The 23,840-nt window shown below is 41.3% G+C and carries 24 protein-coding genes; 23 read left to right on the forward strand and 1 reads right to left on the reverse strand.

Annotated features, from left to right (window positions below; genetic code table 11):
• The first annotated feature begins 412 nt into the window (after nt 1-412).
• The 22 genes from pduB (O3607_RS05195) to O3607_RS05300 all read left to right on the forward strand — a co-directional run bounded on the left by pduB (O3607_RS05195) (nt 413) and on the right by O3607_RS05300 (nt 21,591).
• A complete protein-coding gene (gene pduB, locus O3607_RS05195) occupies nt 413-1,114 on the forward strand; it encodes a propanediol utilization microcompartment protein PduB (protein ID WP_038124004.1) in 702 nt (233 codons plus the stop codon).
• 21 nt (nt 1,115-1,135) lie between these two features.
• Nucleotides 1,136-2,797: a propanediol/glycerol family dehydratase large subunit gene (locus O3607_RS05200; RefSeq protein WP_156719209.1), complete on the forward strand. Its 1,662-nt coding sequence runs from the start codon at nt 1,136-1,138 to the stop codon at nt 2,795-2,797.
• Between the two features lie 9 nt (nt 2,798-2,806).
• A complete protein-coding gene (locus tag O3607_RS05205) occupies nt 2,807-3,505 on the forward strand; it encodes a propanediol/glycerol family dehydratase medium subunit (protein ID WP_126413469.1) in 699 nt (232 codons plus the stop codon).
• A gap of 11 nt (nt 3,506-3,516) precedes the next feature.
• The gene (locus tag O3607_RS05210) at nt 3,517-4,047 is read left to right on the forward strand and encodes a diol dehydratase small subunit (protein WP_105089792.1); all 531 of its coding nucleotides are present in this window, start codon (nt 3,517-3,519) and stop codon (nt 4,045-4,047) included.
• A gap of 18 nt (nt 4,048-4,065) precedes the next feature.
• Entirely contained in the window at nt 4,066-5,892 is a 1,827-nt protein-coding gene (locus O3607_RS05215; protein WP_314361311.1) for a diol dehydratase reactivase subunit alpha, read from the forward strand.
• Entirely contained in the window at nt 5,889-6,263 is a 375-nt protein-coding gene (locus tag O3607_RS05220; protein WP_156719212.1) for a glycerol dehydratase reactivase beta/small subunit family protein, read from the forward strand. Before O3607_RS05215 ends, O3607_RS05220 begins: the two co-directional genes overlap by 4 nt.
• A gap of 27 nt (nt 6,264-6,290) precedes the next feature.
• Nucleotides 6,291-7,346, forward strand: a complete 1,056-nt coding sequence (locus O3607_RS05225) for a cob(I)yrinic acid a,c-diamide adenosyltransferase (RefSeq protein WP_371443485.1) — start codon at nt 6,291-6,293, stop codon at nt 7,344-7,346.
• Between the two features lie 10 nt (nt 7,347-7,356).
• A complete protein-coding gene (locus O3607_RS05230) occupies nt 7,357-8,079 on the forward strand; it encodes an MIP/aquaporin family protein (protein ID WP_105089788.1) in 723 nt (240 codons plus the stop codon).
• An 85-nt stretch (nt 8,080-8,164) separates the two neighbouring features.
• A complete protein-coding gene (eutS, locus tag O3607_RS05235) occupies nt 8,165-8,527 on the forward strand; it encodes an ethanolamine utilization microcompartment protein EutS (protein WP_038117203.1) in 363 nt (120 codons plus the stop codon).
• A 13-nt stretch (nt 8,528-8,540) separates the two neighbouring features.
• Nucleotides 8,541-8,981 carry a EutP/PduV family microcompartment system protein gene (locus O3607_RS05240; RefSeq protein WP_129823408.1) on the forward strand — a complete coding sequence of 147 codons (441 nt, stop codon included), beginning with the start codon at nt 8,541-8,543 and terminating at the stop codon, nt 8,979-8,981.
• 18 nt (nt 8,982-8,999) lie between these two features.
• Entirely contained in the window at nt 9,000-10,007 is a 1,008-nt protein-coding gene (locus O3607_RS05245) for a nicotinate-nucleotide--dimethylbenzimidazole phosphoribosyltransferase (RefSeq protein WP_129823409.1), read from the forward strand.
• A 44-nt stretch (nt 10,008-10,051) separates the two neighbouring features.
• Entirely contained in the window at nt 10,052-10,333 is a 282-nt protein-coding gene (pduA, locus tag O3607_RS05250; protein WP_005385289.1) for a propanediol utilization microcompartment protein PduA, read from the forward strand.
• Nucleotides 10,334-10,335: 2 nt separating this feature from the next.
• Nucleotides 10,336-11,178 carry a propanediol utilization microcompartment protein PduB gene (gene pduB, locus O3607_RS05255; protein WP_060924419.1) on the forward strand — a complete coding sequence of 281 codons (843 nt, stop codon included), beginning with the start codon at nt 10,336-10,338 and terminating at the stop codon, nt 11,176-11,178.
• A gap of 22 nt (nt 11,179-11,200) precedes the next feature.
• Nucleotides 11,201-11,644, forward strand: a complete 444-nt coding sequence (locus tag O3607_RS05260) for a BMC domain-containing protein (protein WP_371443486.1) — start codon at nt 11,201-11,203, stop codon at nt 11,642-11,644.
• 26 nt (nt 11,645-11,670) lie between these two features.
• Nucleotides 11,671-11,946 carry a propanediol utilization microcompartment protein PduA gene (gene pduA, locus O3607_RS05265; RefSeq protein WP_005385294.1) on the forward strand — a complete coding sequence of 92 codons (276 nt, stop codon included), beginning with the start codon at nt 11,671-11,673 and terminating at the stop codon, nt 11,944-11,946.
• 6 nt (nt 11,947-11,952) lie between these two features.
• Nucleotides 11,953-12,573 (forward strand): phosphate propanoyltransferase, encoded by a 621-nt coding sequence (gene pduL, locus O3607_RS05270; protein WP_371443487.1) that lies wholly within the window; start codon nt 11,953-11,955, stop codon nt 12,571-12,573.
• Between the two features lie 10 nt (nt 12,574-12,583).
• Nucleotides 12,584-13,423 (forward strand): ethanolamine utilization protein EutJ, encoded by an 840-nt coding sequence (eutJ, locus tag O3607_RS05275; protein ID WP_213467261.1) that lies wholly within the window; start codon nt 12,584-12,586, stop codon nt 13,421-13,423.
• 1 nt (nt 13,424) lies between these two features.
• Nucleotides 13,425-13,916, forward strand: coding sequence for a PduM family microcompartment protein (gene pduM / locus O3607_RS05280; RefSeq protein WP_195186445.1), 492 nt, complete (start codon nt 13,425-13,427; stop codon nt 13,914-13,916).
• Entirely contained in the window at nt 13,903-14,169 is a 267-nt protein-coding gene (locus O3607_RS05285; protein WP_024066335.1) for a EutN/CcmL family microcompartment protein, read from the forward strand. Before pduM ends, O3607_RS05285 begins: the two co-directional genes overlap by 14 nt.
• Nucleotides 14,170-14,297: 128 nt before the next feature.
• Entirely contained in the window at nt 14,298-15,731 is a 1,434-nt protein-coding gene (locus tag O3607_RS05290) for an aldehyde dehydrogenase family protein (RefSeq protein WP_295215785.1), read from the forward strand.
• An 11-nt stretch (nt 15,732-15,742) separates the two neighbouring features.
• A complete protein-coding gene (locus tag O3607_RS05295; protein ID WP_295203504.1) occupies nt 15,743-16,861 on the forward strand; it encodes a 1-propanol dehydrogenase PduQ in 1,119 nt (372 codons plus the stop codon).
• A 476-nt stretch (nt 16,862-17,337) separates the two neighbouring features.
• Nucleotides 17,338-21,591, forward strand: a complete 4,254-nt coding sequence (locus O3607_RS05300; protein ID WP_371443488.1) for an acyl-CoA dehydratase activase-related protein — start codon at nt 17,338-17,340, stop codon at nt 21,589-21,591.
• 494 nt (nt 21,592-22,085) lie between these two features.
• Here O3607_RS05300 and O3607_RS05305 read toward each other — a convergent pair whose 3' ends face one another.
• Nucleotides 22,086-23,273 (reverse strand): multidrug effflux MFS transporter, encoded by a 1,188-nt coding sequence (locus tag O3607_RS05305; protein ID WP_371443489.1) that lies wholly within the window; start codon nt 23,271-23,273, stop codon nt 22,086-22,088.
• Nucleotides 23,274-23,492: 219 nt separating this feature from the next.
• On the opposite strand from O3607_RS05305, the gene O3607_RS05310 reads away from it, so the two are divergent.
• Nucleotides 23,493-23,777: a PepSY domain-containing protein gene (locus O3607_RS05310; protein WP_303884342.1), complete on the forward strand. Its 285-nt coding sequence runs from the start codon at nt 23,493-23,495 to the stop codon at nt 23,775-23,777.
• Nucleotides 23,778-23,840 lie beyond the last annotated feature (63 nt).

A 23,840-nucleotide genomic window follows, 5' to 3' on the forward strand; every position in this document is an offset into this window, starting at 1 on the left:
AAAGGGTAGGCTCTAAACCTGAGAAAAGAGAAAAGTGACATACCACCTAAAATTCATATACCTATAAAATTACGTTATTTCTTGCTTCTATATGTATAAGTATAACAGGATTGTCGTATTTTAGTAATAGAAAAATCGCATTTTACGAATATACATAAAAAAGTTGCATTTAATAATTTTTATAATAAAGGTAGATAAAAGCCTTATAGTACATGTATTTAGAAAGGATTGAGTCCGATGGGTTGTGACTGAATAGCAAGGCATGCTCTATAGTAATATATGGTGTATAGAATTTAGGGTTGCATACATATGAATGATTAAAGAAATGATAAAAAATATAAATTGGTATACCGCAACATAGTTTTCTGTACATAGATACTTTGATACTTTCATTATACGTATGGAGGGTATTATGGCGACAACATGTGGATTAACTGAATTTGTAGGGACTAGTAAAACTGGTGATACTATTGGTCTCGTAATTGCTAACGTAGATCAACAAGTATTAGATGCGATGAAACTAAAGAAAAAATATCGTTCCATCGGTATTTTAGGTGCTCGTACTGGTGCAGGCCCACACATTATGGCTGCTGATGAAGCAGTAAAAGCAACCAATACTGAAATTGTTAGCATTGAATTACCTCGCGATACTAAAGGTGGCGCAGGCCATGGCTCGTTAATCATTTTTGGTGGTGATGATGTATCCGATGTAAAACGAGCTATTGAAGTAGCATTAGCTGAAGTGGAACGTACTTTTGGCGATGTATACGCAAACGATGCTGGTCATATTGAACTTCAATATACAGCACGCGCTAGTCATGCAGTAAATGCAGCATTTGGCGCTCCCGAAGGTAAAGCTTTTGGTCTTATCGTAGGTGCTCCAGCAGCTATTGGTGTAGTTATGGCCGATGTAGCTGTCAAATCTGCAAACGTTGATGTAATCGGTTATGCATCTCCTTCTGCAGGTACAAGTAATTCTAACGAAGTAATTTTACAGATTTCTGGCGATTCTGGGGCTGTACGACAAGCGGTTATTTCTGCTCGTGAAGTAGGTAAACAATTGCTCGGTACGATGGGTGACGAACCAGTGAACGGAGCCCCTTCCTATATCTAATCTGAAAGGATGGTATGCCCTATGAAATCAAAACGTTTCGAAGTCTTAAGTCAACGTCCTGTCAATCAGGATGGTTATGTAAAGGAATGGGTAGAGGAAGGTTTTATAGCCATGGAATCTCCTCAAGATCCAAAGCCTAGCCTCAAAATCGAAGGTGGTCGCATCGTTGAACTCGATGGTAAACGTCGCGAAGATTTTGATCTTATCGATACATTTATTGCAAATTACGGTATCGTTCTCGATGGTGCTCAAGAAGCAATGGCAAAGGATTCAAAAGAGATTGCTAATATGATGCTTACACCATCAGTACCTCGTGAAGAAATCGTTAAGATTTGTAAATCTATTACTCCAGCGAAAATGTTGGAAGTTGTTTCTACTATGAACGTTGTTGAAATGATGCAATGTATGCAAAAAATGCGTGCTCGTCGTACAATGGCTAACCAAGCCCATGTAACGAACGTAAACGACAATCCAGTGCAAATCGCAGCCGATGCTGCGGAAGGTGCACTTCGTGGGTTCGCAGAAGAAGAAACAACAGTAGCCGTTGCTCGTTACGCACCACTCAATGCGATTAGCTTACTCGTAGGCTCTCAATGTGGTCGACCAGGTGTATTGACACAATGCTCCTTGGAAGAAGCGACAGAATTGGAACTTGGCATGCGTGGCTTCACAGCATATGCAGAAACAATTTCCGTATATGGTACAGAAGACGTATTTACCGATGGTGATGATACACCTTGGTCTAAAGGATTCCTCGCATCTGCTTATGCATCTCGTGGTCTTAAAATGCGCTTCACCTCTGGTACAGGTTCTGAAGTACAAATGGGCCAAGCAGAAGGTAAATCTATGTTGTACCTTGAAATCCGTTGCCTATACATCACAAAAGGCGCTGGCGTACAAGGTATCCAAAATGGCTCTGTAAGCTGTATCGGTATTCCAGCAGCTGTACCTTCTGGTATCCGCGCTGTATTAGCAGAAAACCTTGTAGCAGCAATGCTCGACCTAGAATGTGCATCTAGTAATGACCAAACATTCAGTCATTCTGATTTGCGTAGAACAGCTCGTACATTGATGCAATTTGCACCAGGTACTGACTTTATCTGCTCTGGTTATAGCTCTACACCAAACTATGACAACATGTTTGCTGGTTCGAACTGGGATGCAGAGGACTATGATGACTGGACAGTTATCCAACGTGACCTCAAGGTAAATGGTGGTCTTATCCCTGCTCGCGAAGAAGAAGTAGTAGCAGTTCGTAATAAAGCGGCTCGTGCACTACAAGCTTTGTTCAAAGCATTAGGTTTGCCTCCGATTACAGATCAAGAGGTAGAGGCTGCTACTTATGCGAATGGCTCTAAAGATATGCCTCCTCGCGACAAGGTTGCAGATATTAAAGCGGCTCAAGACTTGTTGAACCGCGGTGTTACAGGCGTTGACTTTGTAAAAGGCTTAGCTAAAGAAGGTCATCAAGATGTAGCACAAAGTATTTTGAATCTATTAAAACAAAAAATCTCCGGCGATTACTTACAAACATCGGCCATCTTTGACCGTGATTTCAATGTTATCTCCGCGATTAACAATAGAAATGACTATCAAGGTGTTGGCACAGGTTATCGTGTGGAAGGTGAAGATTGGGAACGCATTAAAGATATTCCAAACGCCATTGATCCACGGGATATATAAGGAGGTGTCATGATGGCTGAAATTAACAGAGATGTATTACGTTCTATTATCCTAGACGTTTTACAAGAAATGGGTGGTGTTCATGAGGCACCACAATTCAAGGCTAGTGTTGGTGAAAGCACAACATCAAGTGCGGCTCCTAGACATGAAGATCCAACTGGTGACGATAGCTGGCTCCAAACTGGTGGCCCTGCACAACCTGGTACAAGCGCAGATGAAGTAGTTATTGCTGTTGGCCCTGCCTTTGGCCGTAGTCAACGACAAACTATCGTTGGTGTGCCGCATCAAGAGGTGATTCGCCAATTAGTAGCTGGTATAGAAGAAGAAGGTTTAAAAGCTCGTGTAATTCGCGTATACCGTTCCTCTGACGTAGCGGCCGTAGCCGTTGAAGGCGATTCTATTTCTGGATCTGGTGTATGCATCGGTATTCAATCTAAAGGTACTACTTTGATTCACCAACGCGATTTACAACCACTTTCAAATTTGGAATTATTCCCTCAAGCACCGCTATTAACAGCTGAAACATACCGTGCTATCGGTAAAAATGCTGCTAAATATGCTAAGGGCGAATCCCCAACACCAGTACCAACATTGAACGATCAAATGGCTCGTCCAAAATATCAAGCATTATCTGCATTGCTTCATATCAAGGAAACTAAGCATGTAGTAAAAGGTAAGCCAGCTGATGAAGTTCGTGTTACTGTATAAGGAGGTTTACTATGGCTAACGAATTAGAAGCCTTAATTCGGCAGATCGTATCTGAAATAGAAGGGGCGAAAGGTAGTACAACACAGTATTCAGCGCCTCATACACCATCTACAACGAATACAGTAGATAGAGTAGTTACAATCGAAGATTATCCGATTGCTAAAAAACATCCAGAATGGATTGATCTTGGTCAAGGGCGAGACTTAAGCCATATTACGATGGATAACGTAATGGCCGGACATATCACAATGGACGATTTAAAAATTTCTCCATCCATTTTGAAAGCTCAAGGTCAAATTGCTAAGGCTGGGGGCCGAGATCAAATTGAACTCAACTTCTCTCGCGCCGCAGAAATGACGAAGGTAAGTGATAAACGTTTACTTGAAATGTACAATGCACTTCGTCCATATCGTTCTTCTAAACAAGAACTGTTAGATATTGCTAGCGAACTTGATGGTTTAGGGGCTCCAATTTGTGCAAACTTTGTACGAGAAGCTGCAGAAAATTACGAACGTCGTAAAAAACTTAAAGGTGATAATTAACCTATAGGAGATGTCATTATGAAACGAATTGTTGGCATCGATATCGGAAACTCTACAACAGAAGCGGCCTTGGCCGAAATTCATAGCAATGGCGAGGTAAAGTTCTTATCTTCTGCAATCGCTAGTACCACAGGTATTAAAGGAACACGCGAAAATATCGTAGGTCTCATGGATGCCCTCAAGTCGCTAATCAGGTCTGCTAATCTTACACTACGAGACATTGACTTAGTTCGTATTAATGAGGCTACACCAGTTATTGGTGATGTGGCTATGGAAACGATTACAGAAACCATAATTACAGAATCTACCATGATTGGTCACAATCCTAAAACTCCAGGTGGTTTAGGCCTTGGCGTAGGCTATACAGTTCCCATTGAGCAACTGATTGATAAGCCACAAGGTCAGCCATACATCGTGGTAGCTCCAAAGATTATCGATTTCGAATTGGTAGCACAGCTAATTAATGCGTACTGTAAGCGAGGTTATGATATTCGAGCTGCTATCCTTCAAGCCGATGACGGCGTACTCGTTAACAATCGATTGGATCATAAAATTCCTATCGTAGACGAGGTTGCGTATATCGATAAAATCCCAATGGGTATGCTTTCTGCGGTAGAGGTTGTAGACCCGGGGCAAGTGGTATCACAATTATCGAATCCTTATGGAATCGCCACTGTATTTGAGCTTTCACCAGAGGAAACAAAGAATATTGTGCCTATCGCTAGAGCTCTTATCGGAAATCGATCAGCTGTAGTCATCAAAACACCAGCAGGGGATGTTAAGGAGCGGGTAATACCGGCAGGATCCATCATTGTTATGGGGAATGACCGAACTGTATCCGTCGATGTATCTGCTGGGGCAGAGAGGATTATGGAAACCCTCGAATCGGTTCATCCTATCGATGATATTAGTGGTGAAGCAGGTACGAACGTAGGTGGCATGCTTGAAAAGGTTCGCCTTACAATGGCTCAATTGACGAATAAATCACCTCAAGATGTATTCATCCAAGACTTGCTAGCCGTAGATGTAGCTGTTCCGATCAATGTAAAGGGCGGCCTTGCAGGTGAGTTCTCTATGGAACAAGCCGTAGGTATTGCCTCCATGGTTAAGTCAGATCATCTACAAATGGAAATCATTGCAAAGCAGGTTGAAAAAGAGCTAGGCGTACCAGTTGAAATCGGTGGTGAAGAGGCTGAATCAGCTATCTTAGGCGCATTGACAACGCCAGGGACAGCAAAACCAATGGCCATACTCGATTTAGGGGCTGGCTCAACTGATGCATCCATCATTAACCAAGAAGGAAAAATTAAAGCCATTCATCTTGCAGGGGCAGGAAATATGGTAACTATGCTCATCAATTCTGAACTTGGTTTAGAGGATATGCATATTGCAGAAGCCATCAAACGAGACCCATTGGCTCAAGTACTCAGTGTATATCACATTCGTCACGAAGATGGAACGGTGCAGTTCTTTAATGAACCACTTCCGGCAGCATTGTTTGGACGCGTTGTTATCGTAACGCCAGATGGCCTCGTTCCTGTAGAGCGAGATATCCCTCTAGAAAAGATTAAGCGTGTTCGTCAAACCGCAAAGAAACGGGTGTTTGTCACAAATTCACTCCGTGCTTTGGCATCTGTGAGTCCTACTCATAATGTGCGAGATATACCATTCGTAGTTATCGTAGGTGGTTCTGCGTTAGACTTTGAAATTCCTCAACTCGTAACCGATGCACTTTCACAATATGCATTAGTAGCGGGGCGAGGCAATATTCGAGGCGTTGAAGGGGCACGAAATGCGGTAGCAACAGGATTGGTATTATCCTATGCACAGAAGGGAGGCCTATGATGGATCAAAGTATCGTCAGTAAGCCAACCATATTGCTGTATGCTACAGAGCATATCAGTGAGGATATACTAAAACCCGTTCTATATGGAATTGAAGAGGAAGGTCTACCTGTTGTCATTGAGTCCCATAGTGGTACGCATATGACATTGGCCGACCTAGCATCTCGTAATTCGGCTTTATCTGTTGGGATAGGCGTTGATGATGAGGCGATTGTGTTGACCTATAAAAACATACCAGCTCATCAATTTATCTACCGACTAAGTGGTTACAGTCAATATCCAGATAGCTTACGCACCTTAGGTGTCAATGCAGCTCGCCTTGTAAAAGGAAATCCTTTCGTTTCTGATGAACGATTGGAAGTGGCCTTTTAAACACAACGAATTTGAGAGGTGGTGCATATGGCTATTTATACGAAAACCGGTGATGCAGGTACAACAGCCCTTTTTGATGGCACACGGGTACCTAAAAATTCACTTCGTGTGGACACATATGGAACCTTTGATGAATTAAATGCACAGGTTAGTGTATGTGAGAAATTAGTCGTCTCACCAGACAATAAACATGTGCTTCACACATTACAACATCAGCTCTTCCGCTTATGTGCGGAGGTAGCAACGCCTCGTGTAGAAAATCTTAGTGAAAGTAGCAATTTGATTTCACAACAAGATATTAGCGATTTGGAACGTTTGATCGATGACTATACAAAGCGATTGCCACAGCAACATAGCTTTATATTAAGCGGAAATTATCTATCTGCTGCAGAGCTACATGTGGCTCGTACAATCTGTCGTCGCGGTGAACGGTTGCTTATTAGTTTAGGTGAGGTAGAACCAATTCGCGATGAGGTTCGTAAATTTATTAATCGACTATCTGATGCTCTGTATATCATGGCTCGCATGGAAGACTACATACAATTTGTAGAAACAATTGTAGAACGCGTTGCAGAACGCGTAGTAACTAGTCCTGCGGAAATACGAACAGAAAAGACGCAAGGCATAGGTAATATAGAGCATACTGCTGAAAATGGAGTTTATGATATGACGACTGGAACAGAGTTAGAACATATTATGACGAAGCTTTCACAAGCGGCAATGGACTACGCTCAGTCCATAGGCGTACCTATCGTTGTATCTATAGTAGATGCAAACGGTGTATTAATGTATTTCCAACGTATGTCAGATGCATTGCTCATCAGTAACGACATCGCACAGGCAAAGGCGTACACCGCAGTGGCGCTTAAATCAGCAACTCATGAAATACATCCAAGCGCACAGCCTGATGGCGATCTATTCAACATAGAATCCATGGTAAACCGTAAAATTTGCACCTTTGGTGGCGGATATCCAATCATGATTAATGGAAAAATGATTGGTGGACTTGGCATTAGCGGTGGTACCGTGGCACAGGATATGGACATTGCATCTCATGCATTACAATCTCTGTTAACTCAATGAGGTGAAAACAATGGACGTAACGCAAATGTATATTAGTGAGTTTGTTGGTACTGCCGTTTTAATTGCATTTGGTAATACTACCAATGCATCTATCTTGTTAAAGAAAACCATTGTTAGTATTTTTGGTACTAACTGGCTACACATTATCTTCGGATGGGCATTTGCCGTAGCCTTTGGTGTATATGTAGGGATTACACTTGGTGGCCCGGGGCATTTGAACCCTGCCGTTACCTTTGCTCTTGCTGTAGCAGGTATATTCCCTTGGGATCAAGTCATTCCAATGTCCATAGCTCAAATTGCAGGTGGTTTTACAGGTGCTGCCATTGCTGCATTGTTCTATTATCCACACTTTAAAGTAACCGGTCCTGACGAAGGAAACTGTGTAGGGATTTTTGCAACAGGTCCAGCAATCGATAATAAACCTTTCAATTTGATATCTGAGATTATAGCAACATTTATGTTTATGCTAGCGATTCTCTGCTTAGGAAAAATGGCCGATGGTTTAGCACCTATGGTCATCGGTATTTTGGTAGCATCCATTGGTATGTCCTTTGGTGCAACTACTGGATATGCATTAAATCCAGCCCGTGACTTTGGTCCACGGTTAGCATATTTCTTACTACCGATTCCTAATAAGGGAACTGCGAACTGGCAATATGCATGGGTACCATTTATTGGCCCGTTGATTGGGGCAGGTTTAGCTGTGTTGTTCTTCCAATTAGTGGCACCTTAACTATAGCTAGAGTATATAAAACAACGACAAACTATAACATGTCAGTATAGTTTAAAGAATACATATTACATTAGGAGGAGATTATATGGCCTTTCAAGAGGTAATTGATGCAAAACAGCGCATCATTCAAGAGTTTGTACCCGGAAAGCAGGTTACAATAGCTCATGTTATTGCCAATCCTAAGCCAGATCTATTTAGAAAAATGGGGCTTGAGGAAAAAGGACGCAATGCCATTGGAATTCTTACCATAACACCTGGCGAAGGGACCATTATTGCAGCCGATATTGCAAGTAAATCTGGTGATATCGAAATCGGTTTCATCGATAGATTTTCGGGGGCACTTCTCATAACTGGTGATGTATCTGCTGTTGAATCTGCTTTGCGCAGCGTAATTGAAGGTCTGCAACGCATATTAGGATTCTTTCCAACGGATTTAACAAGATCCTAATGAAAGGGTAATTATGAGCACCGAAAAGAAAGAAAAACGCATCCTTCTAGTAGGTCGTAGCGGTTGTGGTAAGACTACATTAGCAGATACGATTACTCATGGCTCGGCTACGTATCATAAGACACAAGCCATAACGAGAGTGGGAAACTTCATCGATACACCTGGGGAATATATGGAGAATCCTAATTACTATCGAGGCATTATCTTGCACGCCTATGATGCGGATGTAGTGATTTTCATGATTCCTGCAGGTGATGAAACAACCATATTCCCACCAAACTTTGGAAACTCCTTAAATCGCGAGGTTATAGGGGTTGTATCAAAGGTGGATACGGGTAAAGATGTTGAGGCGCCTCGGCGCAATCTTAAACTAGCGGGAGCCACTAATATTTTTGAAATATCAGTTCACGACGAAGAGTCGTTAAAACAATTATGTAACTACATATACGGTTAGTTGAAAGAAGGTTTTTCCATGGACAAAGTGTTTGAAGAACAACTTAATCAATTTATTTTAAATAAGGCGATCATTCCAAAAAGCTTGGGTCTATGGGAACGATATTTCAAAAAAATGTGTCTCGCTTGGCAAGATATGAAACCTGAGATTCAGGCTCAGCATATTATCTTTTCTGCAGATAATGGTATTTCCGTAGATGGCCTAATCGGTTATAACTATGAGATTACTCGTAAACAGTCTCAGAATATGATTGATGGTAAAAGTGCAGTTGCTAATTACTGTATCTTTAACCATATTCCTTATGAAGTGGTAGATGTAGGCATTGCGTGCCCACAAGGTATTGGAGTCAATCGAAAGGTAGCTCAAGGCACAAAGAATATATTAGATGGTGCCGCTATGAGTGCTGAAGAGTTTGACCTAGCATACCAAGCTGGATATAACCGAGTTGTTTACTATGCAGAATCGGGTATCAATCTATTTTCCTTTGGCGAAATGGGTGTTGGTAATACGACTACTTCAGCAGCTGTCCTAAGTGGTCTTACAAAACTAGACCCACGGATAACTGTAGGTCCTGGATCTGGCCCTGATGAAGAGGCGTACATGAATCAAAAAAGAGAGTTTGTACGTACTGCACTATCTCATCATAAGGGACACTTAAATAGTCCTAAAGAGGTAATTAGCCGCGTAGGTGGCTTTGATATAGCCGCTATTACAGGTGCTATGGTAGCTTGTACAGACTTACATATCCCATTTGTAATCGATGGATATATTACAGCCGTTGCCATGGCTTGTGCTACTCAAATGAATGGAGACGCTCCATTATATGGTATCCCATCTCATTATTCTCGCGAGGTAGGGATGGCCGCAGCATTGGCTTATGCAAATATTCGTCTTGATGAAGTTCCAATCCATGGACAAATGGCGTTAGGTGAAGGTACTGGTGCTGTACTCATGGTACAACTACTTAAAACAGCGCACTTTGCCTTTATGAATATAGGTACTATGGTGGAACTATTAGAAAAATAAATTTGTAATCTTTGCTCTATGTTTTGTAAAAGGAGAGAAAACAGATGACACAAGAAGCATTAGGTATGGTGGAAACTAAGGGCCTAGTAGGCGCTATTGAAGCAGCAGATGCAATGCTTAAAGCAGCTAATGTAGAACTCGTAGGGAATGAAAAAATTGGCTCTGGTCTCGTTACTGTTATGGTTCGCGGTGATGTAGGTGCTGTAAAAGCTGCTGTAGACGCAGGTGCAGCTGCTGCAGAACGGGTAGGTATTGTTATCTCTACTCATGTAATTCCAAGACCACATAAAGATGTAGAAGGTATTTTACCAACAAAGGGTGAATAATTATGGCCGATACTAATAGTATGGTAGATGAGATTTTAAAGCGCGTATTGATGCGTATCGATAGTGCTGATTTAAGCAAAACTTCAGGCGCGACTAGTAATGCATCATGTGCTTCGGCACCTGTAAGTTCACCTGCTGTAAGTCAACTACAAACTTCTATGATTACTGAACACGTAGGTAGCACTACAACAGGCGATACAATTGGTCTCGTAATTGCCAATGTTGATAGTCAAGTATTGGAAGCTATGAAGCTCACTAAGTCATATCGATCCATCGGTATCTTAGGTTCACGTACAGGTGCAGGGCCGCAAATTATGGCCGCTGATGAAGCTGTAAAAGCAACGAATACAGAGATTGTTAGCATTGAACTGGCCCGTGATATGAAAGGTGGCGCTGGTTCTGGTTCCCTTATCATATTTGGTGGCGATGACGTATCCGATGTAAGACGTTCTGTGGAAGTAGCATTACGTGAATTAGAACGCACCTTTGGCGAAGTATATATGAATGACGCAGGCCATGTGGAGGTGCAATATACAGCGCGTGCAGGAGAAGCCTTAGTCACTGCTTTTGGGACACCAGAAGGTAAAGCCTTTGGGTTATTAGTAGGTGCCCCAGCAGCAATAGGTGTAGTTATGGCAGATACAGCAGTTAAATCAGCTAATGTAGATGTGGTAGATTATCAGTCTCCATCGAGCTCAGATATGTCAAATGAAGTTGTTTTACTAATTTCTGGTGACTCTGGCGCTGTTAAACAAGCTGTAAAAGCAGCACGTGATGTGGGGTTAGCGTTACTAGAAACTATGGGAGAAAGACCTAAAAACAAAGGTAATGCTTACATCATCTAATGAATAAACGTCGGGAGGTGGCATGGTGAAAGATTCACTAGGGTTACTAGAAGTAGCTGGTTTGCTGGGGGCTATCACCGCATCAGATGCAATGGTTAAAGCTGCAAATGTACGGCTCATAGGAATAGAAAAGGCGAGAGGACTTGGCTGGATGACCGTAAAGGTTGCTGGTGATGTGGGAGCTGTTGAAGCAGCTGTTCAAACAGGTGTGGCGATTACAAAAGGTATGAACTTGTATGTAGCTCACAAAGTAATTCCTCGACCTGCAGAAGGCTTAGTAGAATCCTTTAATGATGATTTTACAGATAAGCCGGCTAAGGTAGCTGATGAAATAGAGAAACCCCAATTAGATGAAAAGGTTGTTGAGGTGTTAGATGAGATAGTATCCACGATCATAGAACCGAAAAGTTCTAAGTCCACAGGTACAAAGAAAATAACACCAAAGAAAAACCCTAAAAAGAAATAAAGTAGTAAATAATAAAGGAGATTATCATGAATAACGCATTAGGCATGGTAGAAACAAAAGGTTTAGTAGGCGCAATTGAAGCGGCTGACGCAATGGTAAAAGCAGCTAACGTTACATTAGAAGGTACTGAAAAAATCGGTTCTGGTCTTGTAACAGTAATGGTTCGCGGTGATGTAGGTGCTGTAAAAGCGGCTGTTGATGCAGGCTGTGCAGCAGCACAAAAAGTAGGTGAAGTAGTATCTACTCATGTAATTCCACGCCCTCATAGCGATGTGGAATTGATCTTACCTAAGAAAGGATAATAGCTTATGGATCGGGAACAGATTCGTGCTATCGTACGAGAAGTGATCGAAGCCATGTTCGAATCGTCCATTCCCGTAGGTGTGAGCAATAGACATGTCCATCTATGTCAGGAGGACTGGGATATATTATTCCCTAACCAGGCTATTACTAAGAAAAGTGACTTAAAACAAACTGGAGAGTTTGCTTCAGAACAAACAGTTACTTTAGTGGGGCCTAAAGGAGTCATTCAAAATGTCCGCGTACTAGGTCCTCTTAGAAAACAGTCACAAGTAGAGGTATCTTTGACCGATGCTCGTACATTGGGTATAAAACCTCCTATTGTGCTATCTGGTCATTTAGAATCAGCCGCAGAGATTACTCTATGTACTGAAAATGGGGAAATTACAAAACCTATTTGCATCGTTGCAAAACGACATATCCATATGTCACCTGATGATGCAAAACGACTTTCTGTAAACGATGGCGATAGCGTTAATGTTGAACTTCAAACGCCAGAGCGCACCACTGTATTTGGTGATGTCATCGTTCGGGCCGTACCCGGTTTTGTTCTAGAGCTCCATATTGATACAGATGAGGCAAATGCTGCCAATGTACAAGGTACAGTGATGGCGAGAATTATACAGTAAAGTAGGTGATATGATGAAAGGTTTGAAAAAGGCAAATAATACCTTGCAAGAGTTCTTTGATCTTGTAGAGTCCAAACAAGTGAGCTCTCATAATCAAAAGAATTTGCGCGTAGGCATCGACCTTGGTACATCATCTATTGTCCTATCCGTAGTAAACGATAAAGGTAAACCTATATATGGTGCTTTTGAATACAACGAATCTATTCGAGATGGCCTTGTAGTTGACTATGTGGGAGCTGTTACGATTACGCGAGAGCTAAAGGCTAAGGCGGAAGCAGCCTTAGGTACAGAACTTGTATATGCCGCAGCAGCTGTTCCACCTGGAACGATAGGCAAGAATAAAGAGGTAGTAGGTCATGTTCTTGAAAGTGCCGGTTTTGAAGTGACCTGCATTCTAGACGAACCTACCGCTGCTGCTAATGTGCTAGGCATCACCGATGGCGCTGTTATCGACGTCGGTGGTGGTACTACGGGCATAAGCATTTTAAAAGATGGCCGAGTTGTATATACCGTAGATGAGCCTACAGGAGGCACCCATATGAACCTTGTTATTAGCGGAGCCTATGGGATTTCCATCCCTGAAGCGGAGGCCTATAAGCGCAATGAAGCTAATAAACGCGATGTATATGCAACCATACGGCCGGTTGTAGAGAAAATGGCAGCTATTTCTAAGCGTGCGTTACAAGAGGGCGGCTATGAAAAGGGGACTCCTATTGTTGTTGTGGGCGGTGCCTCTAATTTTGAGGAGTTCACAAAGACTTTCAGTCAATATATAGGATTACCCGTAGATAAGCCATTATATCCAGAGTTTGTAACGCCCTTAGGGATTGCCATGGGAAGTGAGTATTAATATGGATGCATTAGTTAAACTGGTGCTAGAACGCCTAGAAAAGCGCATGACATCCACTGCTACTTTTATGGTCACAGAGTGCAATAGCTATGATGAGCATATATTGTTGCAGAACCAACTCATTTCTTTCGCTGGTATAGATTATGGTCATATACGAGAGTTAATGTGCGATACATTGGTGCCTTGGGTTGCCTATTTACATCGTGCATTAGCGTATGACTGTGAGGTGACGATACACCTAGCAGTTCCTGTAACCTCGTTGATGAATCCATCAGTCATTCTAGATTGGCCTATCAAATTTCTAGATAAATTTGGTCGTCCTATATATGCCAGTCATCAAGCGTGGATAACGGCCTCTTTTGTTAGATCTTGTGAAAGTCAGTCTATTATCGTCATATATAGGGGACAACGGTTCACCATGGCTGCTCGAGATGAAATCGAGCGCTTAGGTATCACAATAATTGAAGGGAACGAGAAGTATGCAAGTCGGTAAAGTTGTGGGTAGTATCGTATCTACTCAAAAGCATGAATCTCTAAAGGGAATGAAACTGATGATGGTAGATATTCTCGATGGAGAACAAGAGTTGACGGGGCGCATAGAAATCGCCGTCGATACAGTATGTGCTGGTGAAGGTGAATATGTGCTTCTAACTCGAGGCTCATCGGCACGGCATATTTTCGAAGATGATAAAGGCACCGCAGTAGATTGTGCTATTGTGGGTATTATTGATAGTTTTGAAAAATAATTGTATAGGAAATAGCTGGTGCCAGAGTTAAACCTAGTTATTGTGTCACATCATGAATGTATCCTTGATTGTGGACACCGTTAGTTGACATGGTCATTGCATCAGCAATGCAACCTATATGGAGGTTCATGATGGAAAACAATACACAGTTGAAAGAAATGATCCGCTCCATGGTTATAGATATATTACAGGGGCAAAAGCAAGAAATGGCCTCATCACAACCTATTAAACAAGCGCCTAGAGGTCAAGTTGAGCCAGGTGTGTTTGATACGGTTGATGAAGCAATTCAAGCTGCAAAAGCAGCGCAAGCGCGCTTTGAAGATTGCACCTTGGCAACCCGTGAAAAGGTAATAGCAGACATCCGTGCTGCCATGCGTCCACGAGTGCAAGAGTTGGCTCAGAAAACCGTTGATGAAACGGGGATGGGTCGCGTTGCGGATAAAGTACTAAAATTAAATCTAACACTCGATAAAACACCGGGCGTAGAAGATCTCGTTACAGAGTGTGAAACAGGCGATAATGGTATGACATTATACGAATTGTCTGCTTATGGTGTTATTGGTGCTGTTACGCCAAGTACGAATCCAGCGGAAACATTAATATGTAATACAATAGGTATGCTAGCCGCAGGGAATGCTGTATTCTTTAGCGTTCATCCTGGTGCTAAGCATCTTAGTCGGTTGCTAGTTAGTGAACTTAATCAAATCATCGCCAAATCGATTGGCATTGAAAACCTTATTGTTACACTTCGAGAGCCATCTATTGAGTCTGCTCAAGAGATGATGCTACATCCAGATGTGAGCCTATTAGTTGTTACTGGAGGTCCTGGCGTAGTAAAACAAGCGCTTCAAAGTGGTAAAAAGGTTATCGGTGCTGGTGCAGGCAATCCACCGGCCTTTGTAGATGAAACGGCAGATATTAAAAAGGCTGCTCAAGATATTGTTCTCGGCGCTAGTCTAGATAATAATATTCTGTGTATCGCTGAAAAGAGCGTTGTAGCCATGCGCCAAATCGAGCCACAGCTAGTTGAAGAAATGATAAAAGCAGGGTGTGTTCTCGTTGAAAATCAACAGGATATTCAACGCCTAGTCGATTTAACAGTGTTACCGAATGGGACACCAAATAAAAAATTTGTTGGTAAAAATGCAAGCGTTATTCTTGATGCAGCACATATTCCGTACAATGGTGATCCACGGTTAATTATCATGCGGGCTCCAAAAAATCATCCCTTTGCAGTTATTGAGATGTTAATGCCTATTTTACCTGTTGTTACAGTAGATAGCTTTGACGAAGGTCTTGATGTATGCTTGATGTTAGAAGCAGGCTTACATCATACGGCCACAATGCATTCTTTAAATATGGAACGCCTAAACCGTATGGCTCGCAAAATGAAAACATCTATTTTTGTTAAGAATGGTCCGTCCTATGCGGGGCTTGGATTTAGTGGTGAGGGTACGACAACCTTTACAATTGCTACACCTACTGGAGAATCTACTACATCAGCGCGTTGCTTTGCGCGACGTCGTAGATGTTGCTTAACAACAGGATTTAATATTCGATAGGTGGTGAGCATATGAATAAATGGTCTTTTCCAACTCAAATTTATGCGGGACCAGATTCGTTGAATCGTCTTACAGAATTTAATAATGAATCCATCCTTATCATATGTGATCCATTTTTAAAAGATTCTCCGAGCCTTACGTATGTGATGGGATTAATGGATAGTAAAAATAAGGTGACTATCTATACTGATGTGGTACCTGATCCACCCATAACTCATGTAGTAAAAGGCATTGAATTTATGGAAGGCATTAAACCAACTGTAATCATTGCCATAGGTGGTGGCTCTTGCATTGATATGAGCAAAGGGATAGCTTATTTTGGTCGTAAATTAAAGCAGATGGATATCAAATCCTTTATTGCCGTGCCTACTACTAGTGGAACTGGATCAGAAGTAACCTCGTTTGCTGTTCTTACAGATAGTGAAACACAAATTAAGTATCCTCTTGTGGATGATGCGGTATTACCAGATGAAGCATTATTAACGCCATTATTTGTAAAAACATCTCCACCAAGTGTTACTGCATTCAGTGGTATGGATGTGCTAGTTCACGCATTGGAAGCCTATGTAGCAACGGCTGCAAATAATTTTACTGATGCGTTGGCACAACAGGCGATTGAGCTAGTCTTTACTTACTTACCAAGATGTCATAAGCCAACAGCTACAGAGCAAGATAGAATGTCTATGCATGAGGCTTCATGTTTAGCAGGTCTATCCTTCAACAAGGCCGGATTAGGTATAGTTCATGCCATGGCTCATCAGTTGGGAGGACAATTTCATGTGCCTCATGGTCTAGCTAACAGTATGCTTTTGCTTTATGTAATTGGATTTAATTGCTCTCGTAACCAAGAGGTGGCCAAGAAATATGCCCATCTATCTGCTAAGTTGGGCTTTGCATCGCATAAAGCATCCGATGGAGATAAAATAGGTGCATTACTAGAGGCGATTGTAAAACTACAACGAACTTTAGAATGTCCAATGACACTGACTGAATTTGGTGTAGATAAGGCTACATCTGAACCAAAACTTAACCTCATGGCAGATAGAGCACTAGAGGATATGTGTTATAGATTTAATCCATACCCAGCTAACCATGATGATCTTATCGGATTATATAAAAAGGTTTTGTAACCTATATAGAGTGAATAATAAAACTCAAAAGTATATAATGAACAATACAAATACAAGAGGCTTCAATGATTTCATGGAAGCCTCTTTTTGTATTCCCTTATTCTTGTTAACTGAAATAGAAATAGAAATAATATTTACCTATTTATTGCTTAAGTTATGTGCTGTTAGGTACACTTTTTTTCATCTTAGAATGATATAATAAATTTTACATCCTATCTCGATGTAGAGGTATTATTCAAGTTTAGTCATATTCCATATAACTCATTGGAATATAGAAAAACATAGATTTTATCTACATTTGTTGTATAATATGTATAGGATATTTAAAAAATTAGATGTTTTTGTGAAAGCCTATCCTTATCTAAGTTTAATTAGATGTTTGGTGCATTTTATTTTAGATTCAAGCTCAATGTACTACTTTCACAATATGAGTATGATCTTGTGTGGTCATACGTTTTTTGAAAAGAGAGGTATTTATGCAACACATGCTACGCATGGGTATTGACGTGGGCTCTACAACTGTTAAAGTTGTACTATTAGACGAACACGATAATTATTTGTATAAAAAGTACATACGCCATTATGCAAACATTTTGGACACCGTATATACCTTGCTCCAAGAGGCTCAAGTGGGCCATGAAAATGATCAAGTTCATGTATGTATTACCGGTTCTGGTGGTATGGCGATGGCTGAAAAGGTACGCATTCCATTCGTGCAAGAGGTTATTGCTGAAACACGTGCTGTAAAAGCGTTGTATCCAGAAACTGATGTTATCATCGAACTTGGTGGTGAAGATGCGAAGGTAACCTATTTAGGTCAAACGGCAGAACACCGTATGAATGGTTCTTGTGCAGGTGGTACAGGTGCTTTCATCGACCAAATGGCGACTTTATTGCAAACTGATGCATCTGGTCTTAACCAATTGGCCATGAATGCTGATACGATTTATCCGATTGCAGCACGCTGTGGCGTATTTGCTAAAACAGACGTACAAGCTTTGTTAAACCAAGGCGCATCTCATGAAAATATTGCAAAATCCGTATTCCAAGCGATTGTAAATCAAACAATTGCTGGCCTTGCATGCGGTCATAAAATTGAAGGTAATGTAGCGTTCCTTGGCGGTCCATTGACATTCTTGTCTGAATTGCGCCAATGCTTCTGCGATACCTTAGAACTAGATGAAGCGCATCGCATTATCCCTGAGAATGGTGAATTGTTCATCGCTTTAGGGGCGGCTTTGATGAAAGAAGACTGTCGTGAGATTACGGTTGGTCAATTAACAAAGGAAATTGGTGCCCTCATCGGTATTCCTATGGAGGCTACAGATCGTGTAGAACCTCTATTTAAAAATGAACAAGAATTAGAAGAATTCCGCGCTCGTCACGCTAAGGCAGTAACGCCAAAAGCGAATATTGAAGATGCGCAAGGTCCTTGTTACCTTGGTATTGATGCTGGTTCTACCACTCTTAAGGTAGTTCTCATCAATAGCAATAAGGAAATTATCTTCTCTCACTATGGTCCTAACCATGGTAAACCATTAGAAAAATCTCGTGAAATGATCGAGAAGATTTATGAACTGTTACCAAAAGGCGCGTATATTGCGCATTCTGGTGTAACTGGTTACGGCGAAGCGTTCCTTAAACGCGCCCTTGGCATCGATATTGGTGAAGTAGAAACAATGGCTCACTATCGTGCAGCTCGTTACTTCTGCCCTGATGTATCCTTTATCTTGGACATCGGCGGTCAAGATATGAAATGCTGTAAGGTTCGCGATGGCTATATCGAAGATATCGTATTGAACGAAGCGTGCTCCTCTGGTTGCGGCTCCTTCATCGATACATTCGCATCCGGTCTACGCATTCCAATCGATCAATTCGCGAAGGAAGGTTTATTGGCATCCTTGCCAATCGACTTGGGTTCTCGTTGTACTGTATTTATGAACTCTAAGGTTAAGCAGGCTCAAAAAGAAGGTGCTACGGTACAAGATATCGCGGCAGGTCTTGCTTACTCTGTTATTAAAAATGCCCTTTATAAGGTTCTTAAGGTAAAAGATCCTAAAGAATTGGGTGATCATATCGTTGTACAAGGCGGTACATTTTACAATGAATCCGTATTGCGTGCCTTCGAGAAATTGATGGGCGTAGAAGTAATTCGTCCTGACGTATCTGGATTGATGGGTGCTTATGGTATGGCCCTTCTTGCAGCTGAAACGGCAGAAGAGTTACAAAAGGAAAAAAGCACTTTGCTCGATAGTAATGGTCTTAACTCCTTACAAGTATCTACGACAATGCGTAATTGCGGACTTTGCTCCAATAACTGTATGCTTACCATCAATGCTTTCTCTGATGGTCGTACCTACGTAACGGGTAACCGTTGTGACCGCGGTGCGGGCGGTATGATTCAAGAGGAACGCAAAGCAGTTCCTAACTTAGTAGACGTTAAATTGCGTCGTTACTTCGACTATTATTTGAAGAAAAATATTCCAGAGTTCGAAGGTAAAATGCGCGTAGGGATTCCTCGCGTCCTCAATATGTATGAGGATTTCCCATTCTGGTTTACATTCTTTAATACACTTGGCTATGAAGTAATCCTTTCCGATTACACTACAAAGGAACAATACAACAAGGCTATTGATACGATTCCATCTGATACAGCTTGCTACCCAGCAAAAGCGGTACATGGTCATATTCGTGACCTTGCGAATGCACAAGTAGACTTTGTTTGGTACCCTTGTATTCAACATGGTCCTAAGGAATTTAGCCGCGACAATAATTACCATTGTCCAATGGTTATTTCCTATCCAGAACTTATCAAAAACAACATGCAGGAGGTTCTGGGGGATACTCCATTCCACGCACCATTCTTGCCATTAGCTGATAAGAAATCTCTTGTTCCTGCTCTTGTGAAAGCATTGGACTTCTTGAATCTCAAGAAGAAAGATATTGCTAACGCTGTTGAAAAAGCGTGGGAAGAACAAGAAAATTGTAAGGCTTCTTACCGTGAAACGACAAAGAAAACAGTATCTCGCCTCGTAGCAGAACAAATTCCTACTATCGTATTAGCTGGTCGTCCATATCATTTGGACTCCGGTATTAACCACGGTATTCCAGAGCTTATTACTTCTCTTGGTATGGCTGTTCTTACAGAAGATGGTGTTGCTCCACTAGGCAATGAAATTAAGCATTTACGTGTTGTAGACCAATGGTCCTACCATAGCCGTTTATATCGCGCTGCTGAATTCGTAAGTAGAACAGAAGGCTTCCAAATCGTTGAACTTAATTCCTTCGGTTGTGGTCTCGATTCTATCGTAGCGGATCAAGTAAAAGATATACTTTCAGCAAACCATAAGATTCATACCTTACTCAAAATTGACGAAGGTACAAACCTTGGGGCTGTAACGATTCGTTTGCGTTCCTTGCAATCTGTAATGGAACGTAGCTTGCGTCGTCATCACAACCCAGAAGCACCAGAAGTGGTGGAAGAACAATTGCCAACCTACGATTATAATCGCGTGGTGTTCACAGAGGAAATGCGTAAGACCTATAAAATCTTGGTGCCACAAATGTCACCATTGCATTTTAGCCTCTTAGATCCAGTCCTCAAAAATGAAGGCTATAACTTTGAAATGTTGCCAGCACCAACGCGTGATGATATTGAAGTGGGCTTAAAATATATCAATAATGATGCATGTTACCCAGCGATTATCGTTGTTGGTCAGCTCATGTCTGCACTATTATCTGGTAAATACGATATCGATAAAACAGCTGTTATCATCTCTCAAACAGGTGGTGGTTGCCGTGCTACAAACTATATTGGCTATTTGCGTAAAGCATTGATTGACGCTGGTATGAAACAAGTGCCAATTCTATCTCTTAATGCAAGCGATATGGAACGTCAACCAGGCTTCAAATTGACAAAAGGTTTCTTGCATCGCATGATTCAAGCCGTTGTTTACGGTGATGCCCTCATGCAATGCGTATTGGCTACACGTCCTTACGAAACTAACCCGGGCTCTACAGATGCATTATGTGATTACTGGATTAAAAAATTACGTGAAAACATTACATCTGCCAGCCTTCGTCAGTATAATAAGTACATCAAAGAAATCATTCATGACTTTGATAACTTGCCGGTCAATAAAGATGTACAAAAACCTCGCGTTGGCGTTGTAGGGGAGATTTACGTTAAATTCCACCCAAGTGCTAACAACCATATCAATGAACTCATTGAAAAAGAAGGTGGCGAAGTCGTTACATCTGGTTTATTAGACTTCTTCTTGTACTGTGCAATGGACAGCACATACCGTGCTAAACACCTTGATGGTACATGGCTATCTGGCTTCTTTGGTACATTGGCTCGTGAAGCCCTTGAACTCTACCGCTTGCCATACGCTAAAGCAGTAGCGGCGTCTAAAAACTTTGACCCTCTACAACGTATGACAGAAGTAGCAAAAGAAGCAGCTCAATTCATCGGTCTTGGTAACCAATGCGGTGAAGGATGGTTCCTCACAGGCGATATGATTGACCTCATCGAAAAAGGAGCCAAACAAATCGTATGCTTGCAACCATTCGGCTGTTTACCAAACCACGTAACAGGTAAAGGCATGGTTAAAACACTATCCGCTGCCTACCCAGACGTGCGCATTGCTGCCATCGACTACGATCCAGGATCCAGTGCAGTAAACCAAGCAAATCGACTAAAACTATTACTATCGACAATGTTTGAATAAGAATGCTCTGTTATATTTTCAATGGGGCCCCGTGACAACTACATAACACTAGTATAGAAAAAACACAGCCCTCTCTTGGCTCAGTACGGCGCTACGCTTCGTAAAATCGCTGCAGAGAGGGCTGTGTTCTTTTCTATGTACACCTGTTATGAAGATGTCCCATTGAAAATATAACTAGTGCAGATATGGATAGATGTAAGGAGATGTGGCTATGCCACATCTCTTTTTCCTACAATCAGTTGGACAGGTGCTTTCCTTTATTGTGCATAGTGTATTTGTAAAAAAGAATTAGCAGATTTTAATTTAAGCTGTATAGCCCCACAATGGGACGCCTCTACAGGTAGTGTTAATATAAATAAGATACCCCTTTCCGAAGCGATTTTACGAAGCGTAGCGCCGTACTGAGCAAGGAAAGGGGTATCTTATTTATATACTAAAATTATTCTGTTGTAGTTGGGCCCCATTGTGGGGCTTACAGAAACGTATAAAATAAATTATTCTTTTTCTACTAAACCATACAAGCACAATAAGGAAAGCGCTGCACATACTAGCATTGTAATCCCCATTGGTATACCCGTATGATCCCCACCTATACCAACTAATGGTGATACAATACCTGCTGCAAACATGCTTGCAAAGCCTAGTATGGCAGAGGCACTGCCTGCCATTTTTCCATAGTTAGTCATAGCCATAGAGAAGGAGGCGGAACCGAATAAGGAAACTGTGCACACCGTAAAGAATAGAATTGTTGTTACAGGAATGAGAGACCATTCAAAAATCATGGCTACTAAGAATAGTAAGGAGCCGATAGTCAGTTCCCATAGACTGAATGTAAGTATTTGACGAGATGTTACGACATTACTTACTCGTCCGCTAATGGCACTGGCCAAGATAATGCCGCAACTATTGATACCAAAAAGATAACTAAATTTCTGGGCTGAAAGTTGGAAAATATTTTGGTATACAAAGGATGAACCTGAGATATAGGCAAAGAAAGCGCCGAAAGCAAAGAATTGAATTAAAGATTGTCCCAGGAAACGTTTATCTTTGATCAGTGTAAAGTAGTTATTTATAGCCGTAGCAAGGCCGCCAGTAACGCGTTTTTCCTTTGGTAAGCTTTCACGGAAAAGAAGAGAACCTAGCAATAGAATAGCAGAGAATACGGCTAAGATTATAAAGATAACGCGCCATGTGGTAAGAAGTAGTAGTTGACCGCCTACTAAAGGTGCAAGGACTGGTGCGAGTCCGTTAACCATCATGAGCATAGCAAAAAGTTTAGTCAGTTCTTGACCAGATGCAAAGTCTCGAGCGATGGCTTTGGCAATTACAACGCCTACAGATCCGGTTAAACCTTGTAGAAATCTTCCTAGTAAAAGTATTTCGATACTCGGTGCATAGGCACATATAAGGCCAGAAATAACACATAGTAAATTGCCTATAATAAGTGGTACCTTACGCCCCATTGTGTCACTAATAGGACCACCAAATAATTGGCCTAATGCAACGCCAAAGGTCATAATACCAATGGTCATTTGAATATTTGATGCTGTTGTATTTAATTCACCAGGCATAATCGGTAATGCCGGTAAATACAGATCTGTTGCGAGCGGTGTAATAGCTGTTAACATGCCAAGGAATACTACCAAGATAAAGGAAACCTTAGCAGAATTTTCTTGAGTCATACAATCCTCCTATCTTAAAATGGGAAAAATAAAAGCCTGCGAATCGCACTTCGCAGACTGCATTTAATTTTTTCTATTTGATACGATGTATTTTATCATGATTAAGAAAAAATATCTATATGAAATATTGAGTTTGCTATATCTCTATTTATAGATTACAATTAGTATATTAATTATATCTAAAAAAATCAATGTACTTATTGGCGATGGGAGAATTATATGAAATATTTAATAAAAGGTTTTGTGTTAGCTGCAATTGTAGTAATCGGGACTGCTACGGTTTCATCTGTAGAAGCAATTAGTTCTGATGAGGCTGTTCAAAGCGCCTTAGCACGTGTGCCGGGTGCAACAGTTGCAAATGTAACTGAATTCAATCGTGATTATGAGAATGGCCGTTTAGAGTATGAAGGTGAAATACATTATAATGGTTATGAATATGATTTTGAAATAGATGCAGATACTGGGACCATTACTAAATGGGAAGTAGAGCAAGAGGTTTATTAATAGATTGGTACTATAATATGGAGCCAATTAATGAACCCTAAACTGTATTATCATTAAGCCGTG

The organism is Veillonella sp. 20925_1_51 (assembly GCF_041431445.1).
Classification (GTDB): Bacteria; Bacillota; Negativicutes; order Veillonellales; family Veillonellaceae; genus Veillonella; species Veillonella nakazawae.

Coding starts and splice junctions, on each gene's coding strand:
- eutS (WP_038117203.1), top strand. CDS start 8,165: ATGGCCTTTCAAGAGGTAATTGATGCAAAACAGCGCATCATTCAAGAG.
- O3607_RS05295 (WP_295203504.1), top strand. CDS start 15,743: ATGAATAAATGGTCTTTTCCAACTCAAATTTATGCGGGACCAGATTCG.
- O3607_RS05285 (WP_024066335.1), top strand. CDS start 13,903: ATGCAAGTCGGTAAAGTTGTGGGTAGTATCGTATCTACTCAAAAGCAT.
- eutJ (WP_213467261.1), top strand. CDS start 12,584: ATGATGAAAGGTTTGAAAAAGGCAAATAATACCTTGCAAGAGTTCTTT.
- O3607_RS05290 (WP_295215785.1), top strand. CDS start 14,298: ATGATGGAAAACAATACACAGTTGAAAGAAATGATCCGCTCCATGGTT.
- pduB (WP_060924419.1), top strand. CDS start 10,336: ATGGCCGATACTAATAGTATGGTAGATGAGATTTTAAAGCGCGTATTG.
- O3607_RS05215 (WP_314361311.1), top strand. CDS start 4,066: ATGAAACGAATTGTTGGCATCGATATCGGAAACTCTACAACAGAAGCG.
- pduA (WP_005385294.1), top strand. CDS start 11,671: ATGAATAACGCATTAGGCATGGTAGAAACAAAAGGTTTAGTAGGCGCA.
- O3607_RS05240 (WP_129823408.1), top strand. CDS start 8,541: ATGAGCACCGAAAAGAAAGAAAAACGCATCCTTCTAGTAGGTCGTAGC.
- O3607_RS05300 (WP_371443488.1), top strand. CDS start 17,338: ATGCAACACATGCTACGCATGGGTATTGACGTGGGCTCTACAACTGTT.
- O3607_RS05305 (WP_371443489.1), bottom strand. CDS start 23,273: ATGACTCAAGAAAATTCTGCTAAGGTTTCCTTTATCTTGGTAGTATTC.
- pduM (WP_195186445.1), top strand. CDS start 13,425: ATGGATGCATTAGTTAAACTGGTGCTAGAACGCCTAGAAAAGCGCATG.
- O3607_RS05210 (WP_105089792.1), top strand. CDS start 3,517: ATGGCTAACGAATTAGAAGCCTTAATTCGGCAGATCGTATCTGAAATA.
- O3607_RS05245 (WP_129823409.1), top strand. CDS start 9,000: ATGGACAAAGTGTTTGAAGAACAACTTAATCAATTTATTTTAAATAAG.
- pduA (WP_005385289.1), top strand. CDS start 10,052: ATGACACAAGAAGCATTAGGTATGGTGGAAACTAAGGGCCTAGTAGGC.
- O3607_RS05200 (WP_156719209.1), top strand. CDS start 1,136: ATGAAATCAAAACGTTTCGAAGTCTTAAGTCAACGTCCTGTCAATCAG.
- O3607_RS05205 (WP_126413469.1), top strand. CDS start 2,807: ATGATGGCTGAAATTAACAGAGATGTATTACGTTCTATTATCCTAGAC.
- O3607_RS05260 (WP_371443486.1), top strand. CDS start 11,201: ATGGTGAAAGATTCACTAGGGTTACTAGAAGTAGCTGGTTTGCTGGGG.
- O3607_RS05310 (WP_303884342.1), top strand. CDS start 23,493: ATGAAATATTTAATAAAAGGTTTTGTGTTAGCTGCAATTGTAGTAATC.
- O3607_RS05225 (WP_371443485.1), top strand. CDS start 6,291: ATGGCTATTTATACGAAAACCGGTGATGCAGGTACAACAGCCCTTTTT.
- pduL (WP_371443487.1), top strand. CDS start 11,953: ATGGATCGGGAACAGATTCGTGCTATCGTACGAGAAGTGATCGAAGCC.
- O3607_RS05230 (WP_105089788.1), top strand. CDS start 7,357: ATGGACGTAACGCAAATGTATATTAGTGAGTTTGTTGGTACTGCCGTT.
- O3607_RS05220 (WP_156719212.1), top strand. CDS start 5,889: ATGATGGATCAAAGTATCGTCAGTAAGCCAACCATATTGCTGTATGCT.
- pduB (WP_038124004.1), top strand. CDS start 413: ATGGCGACAACATGTGGATTAACTGAATTTGTAGGGACTAGTAAAACT.